This is a genomic window from Sphingomonas kyeonggiensis, from assembly GCF_014196745.1.
GTDB classification, from domain to species: domain Bacteria; phylum Pseudomonadota; class Alphaproteobacteria; order Sphingomonadales; family Sphingomonadaceae; genus Sphingomonas; species Sphingomonas kyeonggiensis.
The window spans coordinates 1,155,619-1,169,042 of sequence record NZ_JACIEH010000002.1; the positions used below are offsets into that span (position 1 = coordinate 1,155,619).

The window sequence follows — 13,424 nt, forward strand, 5'->3', positions numbered from 1 at the left end:
TATTGGACGGCCATTGGGAATGACGCACGGGAGCGGCTGGAAGGATTCTGACCTCGCGCGTTTGCGCCAGGAAGGTCTGGATCATCTCAATCGCCTCCAGTCGGGCGAGGCGACCGATCGCGACGCCGCCGCCCTGATCGCCTGGCGGAGCCAGAGCCGCGCGCATGAGGAAGCCTTTCGCGCGGCGCTGCGCCTTCGCATGCTCGTCCGCACGGTCGAGGGTGGGGCGGCTGCTCCGGTGGCGCCGGAGGCGGAGGAAATCGCTCCCCCGGCCGATATCGCCGATGCGGGACAGGGCGCCGAGATCCTGGAGTTCGAGCCGCGGGTGGCCCGCCGCCTGACGCGGCGCCACATGCTCGGCGGGGCGATTGCCGCGTCGGTGGCGGGCGGCGGCATATTGGTAGGCCGTGGCCTCGACCTGATCCCGAGCGCCGGGGAAGTCCTGGCCGATTATCGCACCGGCCCCGGCGAGCGTCGGGTGGTGCAACTGGCGGGCGGCGCGAGCGTCGATCTCAATACCCGCACCGCGATCGACCTGCGCACCGATCTGGGGATGCCGGCGATCGAACTGGTCTCCGGCGAGGCCGTGCTGTCGAGCGCCGGCAACGGGCGTGCGGCGCTGGTCGCGGGAGCGGGGACCAGTGTGGTCAGCGGTGGCCGGTTCAATGCCCGCCGCGAGGGCGATGCGGTCTGCGTCACCTGCCTGGCGGGCAGGGTCGAGGTGAACTGGGCGCGCGAGAAGCGGGTTCTCGGGCCGGCCGATGAAGTCCGTTACGCGGCATCCGGCATCGGCGCGGTCGCACGCGGGACGGATCCGGCGGTGCTCACCGCCTGGCAGTCCGGCACGCTGATCTTCCAGGGCATGCCGCTGCGCCAGGTGGTGGCTGAGATCAACCGCTATCGCAGCGGGCGCGTCTTCCTGACCAACAGCGCGCTGGGCGCCCGGCCGCTGAGCGGCACCTACTATGTCGATCGGCTGGACGATTTCTTCAGCCAGGCGGAACTGGCGCTGGGCGTCAATGTCGCGCGCTATCCGGGGAACATCGTCGTTCTCAGCTGAGCTGGTCGATTTCCCGTGAGTCACTGAACTGCAACAAAAAACTTCTGCCAGAAAGCTCGGGCCGGGGTGTCCTTTCTATTGGGGATCACCAGAGGGACGCACCCGATGCTTTCGAGTGGAGCTGCGCATGCAGAGCGCCTGCAGGACCAGGCGGATGCGGATGTCGCCCCTGCCAGGCCTGCCGCGCTCAAGAAAGTCGAACCGGGGCTCGCGCCGCTGGGGCAGTGCCTCTCCGCGCTCGATCTGCGCAACTGGCTGCTGAAATATGCGCGCAACCTCGGTTTCTATGGCGCGCGCTACATCCAGCTCGCCCGGCCCTGTTGGGGGCTGGAGGAGAGCGAGCCGGGCTTCGCCATCCGGTACCTGTCGACTTCGAGCCAGGCGGATCGCGAGGACGAGCACTGGATTGCGAGCGATCCGGCGATCGGGCGGATCCGCGGCGCCTATGTGCCCTTTTCCTGGTCGACGCGGAGTGGCGTGACGGTCAACCCCCGGCATCGTGCCTGGCTCGACGGAGAGCGCGCCCGGGGCGTCGATGCGGGCCTGGTCGTGCCGGTGCAGGACAGCGCGGGCTGCCCTGCCTATCTGAGCTTCTTCGGGTTCGACGAGGCGTCGATCCAGCGGCTGATCGATCAGTGCGCGCCGGAGATGTCCTTCCTCGCCGGCCAGTTCCACGCGCTGGCCAAGACACTCGTGCCGATCGCCGACTGGGTCGGCCGCGCGCCGCGCCTGTCCAATCGCGAGCTGGAATGCCTGCGCCTGGCGGCACTGGGCCAGACCGTCGATGAGAGCGGCCAGACGCTCGGCATCTCGGGGCGGACGGTGGAGTTCCACCTGCGCAACGCCCTGGAGAAGCTTGGTGCGCCGACCAAGCTCCGTGCGGTGGTACTGGCTTTCGGCGCCGGGGCCGCGGTCGCGATCTAGCGCTCGCTATCCGGCGCCTGCTTGACCAGTGCGTCGAGCGCGAGGAGCCGTTCGACCAGGGGCTCCAGCTGCGCCAGCGGCCAGCTATTGGGCCCGTCCGACAGGGCATTGTCCGGATCGGGATGCGTCTCGAGGAACAGGCCCGCGATACCGCAGGCGATCGCCGCGCGGCTGAGCAGCGGAACGAAGCGCCGCTCGCCGCCCGAGCGATCGCCTTGCCCGCCCGGTAGCTGGACCGAATGGGTCGCGTCGAACACCACCGGCGCGCCGGTATCGGCCATGATGGCGAGCCCGCGCATGTCGTTGACCAGATTGTTGTAGCCGAAGCTGGAGCCGCGCTCGCAGAGCAGGAACCGGTCCGCGTCGAGGCCTGCCTCGGTCGCGGCGCGCATGGCCTTGTCCAGCACCTGGCCCATGTCGCCCGGAGCCATGAACTGCCCCTTCTTGATGTTGACCGGTCGGCCCGACCGGGCGACCGCCGCGATCAGGTCGGTCTGGCGTGCGAGAAGGGCTGGAGTCTGCAGCACGTCCGCCACCTGGGCGACGGGCGCGACCTGCCAGGTTTCGTGGACGTCGGTCAGGACGGGCAAGCCGGTCTCCGCGCGGACCCTGGCGAGGATTCCCAGCCCCTCTTCGAGCCCGGGGCCGCGAAACGAGGCGCCGGAGGTGCGATTGGCCTTGTCGAACGACGCCTTGAAGATCACCAGGATGCCGAGCCGCTCGGCCATCGCCGCGAGTGCTTCCGCAACCTCCAGTGCGAGGCGTTCGGACTCGAGCACGCAGGGGCCGGCGATGAGGAACAGGCGCCGGTCGTTGCCGATTGGGTGGCCGAGAAGCTGCATGGCGTGATCCGTTCGGTCAGGCGAGGTGACGCTCGGCGAGCGCAGCCTCGACAAGGACGACGTCGCCGGGATTGTTGACTTCCCAGATGCCGCCGGCCGGATCGGGGATCTCGACCATCCGCACGCCGATGCCGCAATGGAGGAAGCGAAGCTGCTCCAGCCCCTCGACGACCTCGAGTGGCGACGGGGGCATCTGGACATATTCCCCAAGCGCGCCGCGCCGATAGGCATAGACGCCAAGATGGAAATAGACCGGCGCGTCCCGGCTGCGCTCGGGCACATGGGGTATCACGCGCTTCGAGAAATAGAGCGCGTCGGTGGCGGCATCGAAGACCACCGTCGTGCCGCCCACCCGGCCACGCCGGGCTTCCTCGGTCAGCCGGTCCAGCTGGAGCGGCGAGCAGCGGATCATCGGTGTCGCGACCCGTACCTGCGGCTCAACGCGCAGCGTCTCGACCAGCAGTTCGACGGCGAGCGGCGGGGTGAGGGGAGAGTCGCCCTGCAGGTTCACGATGATCTCCGCATCGATTCCCGCCTCGCAAAGCGCTGCCCAGCACCGCTCGGTGCCGTTGCGGCAGCCGCTCGGCGTCCGCACGACCTGCGCCCCGAAGCGGCGCGCCGAATCCGCGATCCGGTCATCGTCCGTCGCGATCCAGACCTCGGCGACGCCGCCTACCGCGCATGCGGCCTCCCAGCTGCGCTGGATGAGGCTCTTCTCCGCGCCGCCCACGCCGCGCAACGGGACGAGTGGCTTGCCGGGAAAGCGCGCCGACGCGAAGCGCGCGGGGATTATGATCGCCGCGCGCATGGGCTGCGCCGTCACGCCCGTTCCCCCGACCAGCTTGAGCATCAGCCGATCCCGAGCCGAAGCAGGTCGTGGATATGCACGAGGCCGCGGACCCGCCCGCCGAGCACGTCGCTGAGGACGAAGACCGCGGTGATCCGCGCCTCGGACATGATGGTCAGCGCGTCGCGCGCCATGGCGTCGCAGCCGAGCGTCCTCGGCCGTGCGGTCATCACCTGTTCGGCGGTGCGCGATCCGAGGTCGGCGCCACAGCGGCGGATGTCTCCGTCGGTGATCACGCCGACGAGCCGCTGGTGCCGGTCGACCACCCCGGCGATGCCGAAATTCCTGGCACTGATCAGGTCCAGGACCTCGCCCATCGGCGTCTCCGGCGAAGTGAGCGGAAGCGCGTCGCCCTCGTGCATGAAGCTGTCCACCGAGACCAGGTCGAGGCCCAGCCGGCCGCCGGGGTGCAGGGCGAGCAGGTCCGACGCCCTGATTCCGCGCAATTGCATCATCGTCACGGCGAGCGCATCGCCGAGTGCCAGCATCATTGCCGTGGAGGTGGTCGGAGACTTGCCGAAGGGGCAGATCTCGGAGCGTGGCGGGAGCAGCAAGGTTATCCCGGCGGCTGCGGCCACCGGGGACTGCGGATTGGATGTGATCGCGATGATCGGCACCGCGAGCGCTTCCGCCCGGCGCATGATCACGCCGAACTCGCGGGTGTCGCCCTGGTTCGAGAAGACGACGAGCGTGTCGCTGGCGCCCAGGATGCCGAGCTCGCCATGCACCGCTTCTCCGGCGTGGAGGAAGATCGCCGGTGATCCGGTCGATGCCAGGGTGGCGGCGACCTTGCGCGCTATCTGGCCGGACTTGCCGAGCCCGCACAGCACGGCACGGCCCGAGGTCGCCATCAACAGCGCCACCGCCTCGGCGAAGCTGGAGTCGAGCCCGTGCGCCAGCGACCACAAGGCCTCTGCTTCGGTCGCGATCGCCCGCCGGCCCATCGCAATGATCTCGCCGTCGTCGACGGCTCTCTCGGCAAGCGCATCCATGCCGCGCGCTCGGCTCCTTCCGTGCGCCGGGAATGACGCCGTTCGAGTCTAGTGCGGCCGGCGGAGCGCCTTGCTCGGGAAAACCACAGGCTCTTTCAATCCTGGGCGCCGTGCTTTCCCTTGAGCGCGACGATCAGCGGCTGGGCGATGCCGTCCGGCGGGGGTGTCACGACCTTGCCGGTGAGCACTTCGGTGATCAGCTGGCGGATGCGTGAATCCTGGCCCTGTTCGATCTGGACCCGCTCCAGCTTGCCGCCCGGCGCGATCTCGATCGAGGCACGGACGCTGAAGGTGAGGCGGTTGGTGCGCGGGTCGCTGCGCAGATGGGCCTGAAGCTCGCGCGCGAGCTGCCCGTAGAAGGCCAGGCGCTGGACCATGGTGAAGCGTGGCGGCGGCGCGACCTGCTCGCGCACGACGATGCGCCCCAGCGGAACCAGCGGCGCCGCCTCCCTCGCCTCCGGGCTGGTCAGGATCGCGGCGTTCGACCGGCTGTAGCGCGCGATGAGCCCGGTTCCGCGCAGGAGCAGGCGCAATGCCTCGCGCGGGGTGAAATTGCCGCGCACCTCTCCCGACCGGCGACCCGCGGTGAGCGCGCTGTCGTAGAGCAGCTGTACGCCGGTGGCGCGGAAATAGGCGGTGAGCGCCGCGTCGAGCGGCTGGGCGGGAATGTCGAAGGCGATGCGCTGGTCGCCGCCACTCGCCTGGGCGTGCGCCTCATCGGCGATCAGGGTCGTGGCGGACAGGGTGCCCAGGACCATGCACGCCGGGACAAGCCTGAAGAGGATCGGCGGCGCCATCGCGGGGCAGGATAGGGCAGTGCCGGGCCTGTTGCGAGGTGCGAATTGCAACCGCCTCGGTCCCGCACGGGCTCCTGTCGAACCAGACATCGTCATGCGTTGCACAAGTCGATCGGTCATGCGCGCCATGGTTGGCGGTACGCAACAGGGAATGTGGCGCGTGAGATCGGGCGGACATTCGAATATATATCAAGATTTGATCAAGAGAAAATTTTACATAATTGGCAAGATTCTCGAAAATAATTTCGAGATCGAGCATGTATTGATGTGAAATTTAAAATGACACCCTGATAATTATTTGAGTGTTATTTCAAGTAATGTCGAACTGTGCGCCGCTTGGGAAATTGCGTCATCAAACTGCAACAAAAAAGCTTTGCCAAAATGGAGCTAGCCCCGTGTCCACTTAGCAGGGAGCCAGATCGGCGGGGAAAGAGAAATGTTCGCGAGCAGCGCCTTTGGGCGCCATATCAGCCCCGTTGCACCCGACAGGCTGCGGCCTGCGGATCGCGTGGGACTGACCGCGCCGGCGTCGCTCGCTGCGCTCATAGGCGATCTGGCCCAGTGCGAGACCGCCGAGGCGCTGCGGCAGTGGCTGACCGATCACGCGGTGCGGCACGGGTTTCGCGGCGCGCGCTACATGCATCTCGGCCATCTGCACCTGGGCCAGCGCCTGCCGCACTGGAAGCTGCAGCGTTTCCTCTCGACGCATCCGGACAGCGCCAATCTCTGGATGACCGAGCAGGCCGGGGTCGAGACCATCCTGATGGCCTTCCTGCCCTTTGCCTGGCTGAGCGGGGAAGGCGAGGGGTTCACCGACGCGCAGCGTGACTGGTATGCGGCACAGCAATTCGAGGACCGGCCGGCGGGTGTCACGGTGCCGGTGCAGGATCATCCGGCCGGCCCCGCCTGCCTGATCCTGTTCGGCGGCACCGAAGAGGGCGCCATGCACCTCGTCGATACCCAGACGCCGTTGCTGGCGACCCTGGCGCTTGCGTTCCACCTGATGGCCAAGGCGATCCTGCCGCCGAGCAACAGCCTGGGGCCGGCGCTGTCCGACCGGGAGATCGCCTGCCTGCGTCTCGCCGCGCTCGGGGAAACGCTGGCCGAGGTCGCGAACAAGCTGGGGGTCTCGATCCGCACCGTCGAACTGCACGTGGCGCGCGCGAGCAAGAAGCTCAACGCCGTCAACAAGATCCACGCGGTCGCGCTGGCGATCGGCGCCGGCCTGATCGAGATCTGAGATGCGCGAGCCGCTCTTCCTCATGGCTTCCGCCGCTGCGCTGGCGGTCACGGGTGCAGTTCCCGTGGCACTTGCGCAGGACGCGCAGCCTTCCGAAGCGGGCGCCCGCGCGGCGCCGGCCAGCTTCATGATCGCCGCGATCGACGTCTCCGGGGCGACCCGGCTCAGCAATGCCGAGATCGAGACGCTGATCTATCCCTATCTCGGGCCCGGCCGGACCAATGACGATGTGGTCGCCGCGCAGAAGGCGCTCGAACGGGCCTATGCGGCCAAGGGGTTCGAGGCGGTCGAGGTCGAGGTTCCGATCCAGCCCAACGAGACCTTCAGCCAGGGCATCGTCCAGATCATCGTGCGCGAGGCGCCGCTCGGCCGCGTCCAGGTGGTCGACGCCAAGCATCATTCGGCCGAGGTCGCGCGTGCCCAGGTGCCGTCGCTGGTCGAGGGGCAGCCGATCAACGTCGCCGCGCTCCAGCGCGACGTCACCGAGGCCAATCGCTATCCCGACCGCGCGATCAACCCGAAGTTCAAGCCCGGCGCGGCGCCCGGTACCGTCGATGTCGACCTGGAGGTCGAGGACAAGCTGCCGCTGCACGCCAGCATCGAGCTCAACAACGACAGCAGCCCCAACACCCGCCCGCTGCGGCTGAGCAGCACGGTGCGCTACGCCGATCTCTGGGGCCAGGGCCATACGCTGACGGTCACCAGCGCGATCACGCCGCAGGACACCGACCAGAGCGCGGTGGTCTCGGCCTCGTACAATGTGCCGCTGATCGGGACGCCCTGGTCGTTCCTGCTCTATGGCTACAAGTCGAACAGCAATGTCGCGGCGCTGGGCGGCACCAACGTGCTGGGCAACGGCTATCAGATCGGTGCGCGCGCCACCTATCGCCTGCCGGGCGACAAGGTCTCGCAGCAGATAAGCTTCGGGCCCGATTTCAAGAGCTTCAAGGAAAACATCTCGCTGGCGGGCAAGCCCCTCCAGCCGACCCGCATCCGCTATGTGCCGTTCGTCACCGAATATTCGCTGAGCGGCGCGGACGAGACGAGCAGCTTCGGCCTCACCTTCGGGGCGACCGCGGGCCTGCGCGTCGTCAAGCGCGACGATTGCTTCGAAAGCCCGTTCGATACGCCTACGCCGCCCCCCGGGGTGCTCACCTGCAGGCTGGGCACCGGCGATATCGGCGTGGTCGCCGATCAGTTCACCGGGCGCGCGATCGATGCGAACGAGAATTTCGTCCATTTCAACCTGGACCTCAACTACACGCGCACCCTGATCGCGGACTATCAGCTCGCGCTGCGCGTCTCCGGCCAGTTCGCGGATACGAGCCTGGTCACCAACGAGCAGTTCTCGATCGGCGGCATGTCGAGCGTGCGTGGCTATTATGTTTCGGAAGCGGTGGGCGACGACGGCTTCGTCACGTCGATCGAGATGCGCACGCCGAGCCTGGCGCCTTCGCTCCCCAGCTTCGTCGACGAGCTGCGCCTCTTCACCTTTCTCGACGCCGGTTATGCGCGGCTGCGCGCGCCTTCCATCGGCCAGACCGACGAGTTCCGCATCGCCGGCATTGGCGGCGGCCTCCGGCTGCAGGTCTTCAAGCTGCTCAGCGGCGAGTTCGTGATCGGCGTGCCGCTGCGCACCGGGCCGACGAGCAGCCGCGGCGAGCCGCGATACAGTTTTTCGCTGAAGGGCGAATTCTAACTTCGGACAGCAATGGGGATCTGAACGTGGGCCGTAAATTTCTAGCATGGCTGATCGCGCTGATCGCGATCACCACCCCGGCCTTTGCCCAGACGAGTGGCGGCTGGTGGAACAAGGACTGGCCCTATCGTCGCCCGGTGACGGTCGACACCTCGCCTACGGGCGGCAACATCAGCGGTGCGATCGGCCGCACGGTGCTGCTGGTGCGGCTCCACGACGGCAATTTCACCTTTGGCGACGCGCTGGAGAATGGCGCGGACCTGCGGGTGCTCGATACCGACGGCAAGACCCCGTTGCCCTTCCATATCGAGCGCTACGACGCGGCCAACAGCATCGCGACCCTGTGGGTATCGGTGCCCAGCCTCAATGGCGGCGAGAAGCGCCAGCTCTGGCTCTATTACGGCAACAAGAACGCGTCGGCCGGCAGCAATGTCGCCCAGACCTATGATCCCGACACCGTCGCCGCCTATCATTTCAGCGAAGCCGCGGGGAAGCCGGCCGGCGACCTGACCGCGAACGCCAACAACGCGCAGAACGCGGTGCCGGCGATCGACGAGAATGGCGTGATAGCCCGGGCGGCGCGTTTCCAGGGGCAGGGCGAGCTGGTCATCCCGGCGACGCCGTCGCTGGCCATGCCCGCGGGCGCGCCGCTGACGCTGAGCACCTGGGTGAAGGCCGATCAGCCGGCGGGCGAGCAGGCGATCTTCACGCGCGGCCCGCTGATCGTCGGCATCGCCAATGGCGTGCCCTTCGCGCTGATCGGCACCCAGCGCATCCAGGCAGCCGCGGCGCTGAAGCCCGGCGAATGGACCCAGCTCGGCTTCGTCGCCGACGGGCAGAATCTCCGCCTCTATGTGAGCGGTGTCGAGGCCGCCGCCGCGGCGGGCGCGCTTCCTGCGCTCGATGGTTCGATCACGCTGGGCGGCGCGCCCGGCCGGCCGTTCACCGGCGAGCTCGACGAGGTCCGCCTGTCCAGGACGGCGCGTCCCGCCGCGATGCTGCTGGCGAGTGCGCAGGCGGAAGGGCCGAGCAACAAGCTGGTCACCGTCGCGGGCACCGCCGAGCGGCAGAGCTCGGGCGGCGGCACCTTCTTCTACGTGCTGAGCAAGGTCGAGCTGATCGACGCCTTCATCATCGGCCTGTGCCTGTTCATCCTGGTGCTGGCGGTGCTCGTGATGATCACCAAGTCGAACTACATCAACCGGTCGGTGCGGGCGAACCGCGTGTTCCTGCGGCGCTTCCGCAGCCTGCACGAGGATCTGGTCGGCATGAAGCAGGTCGAGGGCATGAGCCCGCGCGAGCTGGCGACGATCGAGCGGGCGCCGCTCGGCCGGATCTACGAGACCGGGATCGACGAGCTCGAGGTGCGCCGCGCGGTGCGGGGCAAGCGCCCGCTGTCGGGCGAGAGCGTCGAGGCGATGCGCGCCGCGGTCGATGCCGTGGTGGTCGAGGAGAACCAGAAGCTCGATCGCTGGCTGGTGCTGCTCACCATCGCGATCTCGGGTGGTCCGTTCATCGGCCTGCTCGGCACGGTGCTCGGCGTGATGAACACCTTTGCCGGCGTGGCGCAGGCAGGCGACGTCAACGTCAACGCGATCGCACCCGGCATCGCCGCGGCGCTGATGGCGACGATCGCGGGCCTCACCTGCGCGATCCCGTCGCTGTTCGGGTACAATTATCTGAACAGCCGGATCTCGTCGCTCTCGGACGAGATGCGTGTGTTCGTCGACCGGCTGATCACCCGCCTTGCCGAGATGCAGATCGAGGACGCCACGCCGCCCGTGCTCCAGGCGGCCGAGTGATTGCGGCGAGGGGAGACCAGCCATGCAGATCAACAAGGGCCGCAAGGCTTATGACGACATCAACATCACGCCGATGCTCGACCTGGCCTATGTGCTGCTCGTCATCTTCATCCTGATGGCGACCGCCTCGGTACAGGGGATCAAGGTCGACCTGCCCAAGGCGAGTGCGGCGCAGAGCCTGGTCCAGCCCAAGACGATTGCGATCACCGTCACCACCGACGGGCAGATCTTCATGGATGCCTTTCCGGTGACGATGGCCGATCTCGAGACGCGGCTGCGCAGCGCCAAGGCGAGCAACCCCGACGTGCCGATCGTGCTCAAGGGCGACCAGACCGCGCAGTACGGCAAGGTGACGCAGGTGCTCGACCTGTGCCGCCAGCTCGACCTCAACAAGGTGGGGCTGGTCACCGGCAAGCCCAGCACCGCCTCCTGAGACGGCGAGACGCACGTGACCACCCTGCAGCCCAAGGACTTCGAGGCTTTCGAGGATCGCGCACCGATCCGCGAGGCACTGCCCTATGTCATCGGGCTGGTGCTGCTCGGGGCACTGGCCTGGTTCGTCTACGGCCAGATCACCGCGGTGCGCGGGGTGCGCGTCAACGAGGACTCCAAGTCGGTGGTCGATGTGGTGCCCCTGCCGCCGCCTCCGCCACCACCGCCTCCACCGCCCGAGCCCAAGGAAAAGCCACCCGAGCCGACCGAGCAGCCCCAGCCTTCGCCGGCCGAGGCGCCCAAGACGCCGCAGCAGCCCCAGGCCGCACCGGTGACGATCGCGGCGCCGGCGCAGGCGGGAACCGACAGTTTCGGGATTGCGGCGGGCAGTGGCGGCGGGATCGGCGCGCCGGGAAGCGGCGGCACCTGTCTGGGCACCAATTGCGGCGCCAAGCCCGCGGGCGGCGGCGGGATGGGGGAGGGACTCTATCGCCGCTACCTCAGCTCCGAGCTCGAGGAGCGTGTGCGCGGTGACGACCGGCTGAGCCGGCTGGTCTTCTCGGCCGATCTTTCGCTGACCGTGACCGCGGATGGCCGGGTGGCCGGCGTGCGCCTGTTGGGGGTGCGCGGGAGCGGTGACGACGAAGGCATGAAGCGGCTGGCGTCGCTGCTCGCGGGCATTCGCGGGCTCAACGCGCCACCGCAATCGATGACGTTCCCGCAGCGGATCACCGTCCGCGGCCGGCGGGGGATTTGACGTGCGCGCGGCATCCGGCCCGCGGCGTGGCTCAGCAATTTGGCGTGTGACGGTCCCGGCCAAGGGGACGCGCGCGGAACTCGAAGGGGTGTGATGATGTTCGTGGGATTCAAGCTCCGGCGTTCGCGCCACGCCATGGCGCATGGCGCCGCGGCGGTGGCGCTGCTCTGGACCGTACCGGCATTCGCACAGCAGGCCGCCGCGCCGGCCCAGCCTTCGGACAGCGCGATGGTCAATCTGGTCCGGCTCCTGATCGAGCAGGGCGTGCTCACCCCTGAAAAGGGCAAGGCGCTGATGGACCAGGCCCAGGCCGAGGCCGTGCAGGCGCGTGCCGCGCTGGCCCAGGTGCCGGCGGCGCCGGTCCAACAGGCAGCCGCTGAGTTGCCGCCACCGCCTGCTGGTACGGTGCGGGTGCCCTATGTCCCCGAGACGGTGCGCAACCAGATCAAGGAAGGGCTGCGCCAGGAAGTGCTGGCCCAGGCCAAGGCCGAGGGCTGGGCGGCGCCGGGCAAGGCCGCGCCCGACTGGGTCGACAATATCCGGATCCATGGCGACCTGCGCTTCCGCTCGGCCTCGAGCTTCTACGCCAAGGACAATTCGCCCGACTATATCGACGTGTCCGAGTTCAACGCGATGGGGCCGATCGACCTCACCCGGCAGCTCGCGCCGCGGATCAACACGACGCGCGACAAGCGGAACAACATGGAGATCCGCGCGCGGATCGGGCTGGAGGCGACCGTCGCCAACCGGTTCACGCTCGGCTTCCAGCTCGCGACCGGCGAGAATGCCGGTCCGATCTCGACCAATGCCACGCTCGGCGGTGGCTTCCGCAAGCGCGACCTGTGGCTGCAGAACGCCTATGTGAAGGGGGAACTCGTTCCCGGCGTCACGGCAATGGTCGGCCGGTTCGACAATCCGCTCCGTACCACCGACCTGATGTTCGATCCCGATCTGGCGCTCGACGGGCTCTATGGCGAAGCGAACCTCGCCAGGATCGTGGGCGAAGACGGCTTTACCCTGGCGGTGCGCGGCGGCGCGTTCCCGGTGATGTTCGAGGATACCGACTATCCCTCGACCTCGTCGGAGAAGCGCAACTGGCGCGACCGCTATCTGTTCAGCGGGCAGGTCGAGCTGGCGAAGAAGTTCGGCAACGGCGTCGAGGCGCATCTCGCGGGCGCCTATCACAACTTCACTTATCTGCGCGGGCACGTCTCGGCGCCGTGCGACATCTATTCGGTCGAGAATGTCGAATGCTCGACCGACGCGCTGCGTCCGCTCTTCGCGACCAAGGGGAACACGCTGATGTTCCTGCGGCGGTTCGACACGACTGCCAATCCGAACCCCAACGATCCGCGCCAGCCGCAATATCTGGGCCTGAAATTCGCCTATCGCGTGCTCGACCTCAGCGGATCGGTGAGCGTGCCGATCTCGGATCGCGTCGTCGCCCGGCTGACCGGCAATTATCTCTACAATTTCGGCTTCAATCCCAAGGGCATCTGCGCCGAGGGGGCGGACGGGGCGCCGCTCAACAATGTCGTGCTCTCCGATCCCGCCAACAATCCGCTCCAGGGCGCCTGTGATGTGACCAATCCGGCGCGCTTCGTAGGTGGCAATCAGGGCTATGGCGGATATTTCTCTATCGGCGATCCGAATCTGTTCAGTGTCAATCCGCGCCGCGCACAGCGGGGCGCCTGGGCGGTCAACCTCGCCTACAAATATCTCGAGAGCGACGCCGTTCCCGACAGCTTCACCGATTCCGACTTCCACCTCGGCGGCACCAATGCGCGCGGCTTCGTCATCGGCGGCGCCTGGGCACCCTATGACGGCATCGCGATCGGCGCGCGTTGGCTGAGCGCGAACCAGATCGTCGACGCGCCCTTGGCGATCGACGTGCTGCACCTCGACCTCGGCGTCGCCTTCTGATGCTCCGCCCCGCCGCCTCGTCATGCTGGCGCGATCGCGCTGGCCCTCGACGGCGGCGCGGCTCCCCTGTCCCCGACCCCCTTCGCGTTCCTGAACGACCTTCAGGCTG

12 protein-coding genes are annotated in these 13,424 nt (G+C 67.9%); 8 read left to right on the forward strand and 4 right to left on the reverse strand.

What is annotated here, in order from left to right; all coding sequences use genetic code 11:
- The first annotated feature begins 19 nt into the window (after window positions 1-19).
- Window positions 20-1,060 (forward strand): FecR family protein, encoded by a 1,041-nt coding sequence (locus GGR46_RS13935; RefSeq protein WP_183998536.1) that lies wholly within the window; start codon window positions 20-22, stop codon window positions 1,058-1,060.
- A 105-nt stretch (window positions 1,061-1,165) separates the two neighbouring features.
- On the forward strand, window positions 1,166-1,984 hold the full coding sequence (locus GGR46_RS13940) for a helix-turn-helix transcriptional regulator (RefSeq protein WP_183998537.1): 819 nt from the start codon (window positions 1,166-1,168) through the stop codon (window positions 1,982-1,984).
- Here GGR46_RS13940 and kdsA read toward each other — a convergent pair.
- The 4 genes from kdsA to GGR46_RS13960 form a co-directional block, all read right to left on the reverse strand.
- Window positions 1,981-2,826, reverse strand: a complete 846-nt coding sequence (gene kdsA, locus GGR46_RS13945; RefSeq protein WP_183998538.1) for a 3-deoxy-8-phosphooctulonate synthase — start codon at window positions 2,824-2,826, stop codon at window positions 1,981-1,983. The two genes, GGR46_RS13940 and kdsA, sit on opposite strands and share 4 nt — an antisense overlap.
- A 16-nt stretch (window positions 2,827-2,842) precedes the next feature.
- Window positions 2,843-3,676 carry a 3-deoxy-manno-octulosonate cytidylyltransferase gene (locus GGR46_RS13950; RefSeq protein WP_246426081.1) on the reverse strand — a complete coding sequence of 278 codons (834 nt, stop codon included), beginning with the start codon at window positions 3,674-3,676 and terminating at the stop codon, window positions 2,843-2,845.
- On the reverse strand, window positions 3,676-4,665 hold the full coding sequence (locus GGR46_RS13955) for a KpsF/GutQ family sugar-phosphate isomerase (RefSeq protein ID WP_246426082.1): 990 nt from the start codon (window positions 4,663-4,665) through the stop codon (window positions 3,676-3,678). The genes GGR46_RS13950 and GGR46_RS13955 overlap by 1 nt, the downstream gene beginning before the upstream one ends.
- A gap of 95 nt (window positions 4,666-4,760) precedes the next feature.
- Window positions 4,761-5,423 carry a secretin and TonB N-terminal domain-containing protein gene (locus tag GGR46_RS13960; protein ID WP_183998539.1) on the reverse strand — a complete coding sequence of 221 codons (663 nt, stop codon included), beginning with the start codon at window positions 5,421-5,423 and terminating at the stop codon, window positions 4,761-4,763.
- Window positions 5,424-5,898: 475 nt separating this feature from the next.
- On the opposite strand from GGR46_RS13960, the gene GGR46_RS13965 reads away from it, so the two are divergent.
- The 6 genes from GGR46_RS13965 (at window position 5,899) to GGR46_RS13990 (ending at window position 13,315) form a co-directional block, all read left to right on the forward strand.
- Window positions 5,899-6,702 (forward strand): helix-turn-helix transcriptional regulator, encoded by an 804-nt coding sequence (locus GGR46_RS13965; RefSeq protein WP_183998540.1) that lies wholly within the window; start codon window positions 5,899-5,901, stop codon window positions 6,700-6,702.
- Window position 6,703: 1 nt separating this feature from the next.
- Window positions 6,704-8,401, forward strand: coding sequence for a ShlB/FhaC/HecB family hemolysin secretion/activation protein (locus tag GGR46_RS13970; RefSeq protein ID WP_183998541.1), 1,698 nt, complete (start codon window positions 6,704-6,706; stop codon window positions 8,399-8,401).
- A 26-nt stretch (window positions 8,402-8,427) separates the two neighbouring features.
- A complete protein-coding gene (locus tag GGR46_RS13975; RefSeq protein WP_183998542.1) occupies window positions 8,428-10,203 on the forward strand; it encodes a DUF2341 domain-containing protein in 1,776 nt (591 codons plus the stop codon).
- Window positions 10,204-10,225: 22 nt separating this feature from the next.
- On the forward strand, window positions 10,226-10,636 hold the full coding sequence (locus GGR46_RS13980) for an ExbD/TolR family protein (RefSeq protein WP_183998543.1): 411 nt from the start codon (window positions 10,226-10,228) through the stop codon (window positions 10,634-10,636).
- 15 nt (window positions 10,637-10,651) lie between these two features.
- Window positions 10,652-11,392: a hypothetical protein gene (locus GGR46_RS13985; protein WP_183998544.1), complete on the forward strand. Its 741-nt coding sequence runs from the start codon at window positions 10,652-10,654 to the stop codon at window positions 11,390-11,392.
- 96 nt (window positions 11,393-11,488) lie between these two features.
- Window positions 11,489-13,315 carry a putative porin gene (locus GGR46_RS13990; RefSeq protein ID WP_183998545.1) on the forward strand — a complete coding sequence of 609 codons (1,827 nt, stop codon included), beginning with the start codon at window positions 11,489-11,491 and terminating at the stop codon, window positions 13,313-13,315.
- The last annotated feature ends 109 nt before the right edge of the window (window positions 13,316-13,424 follow it).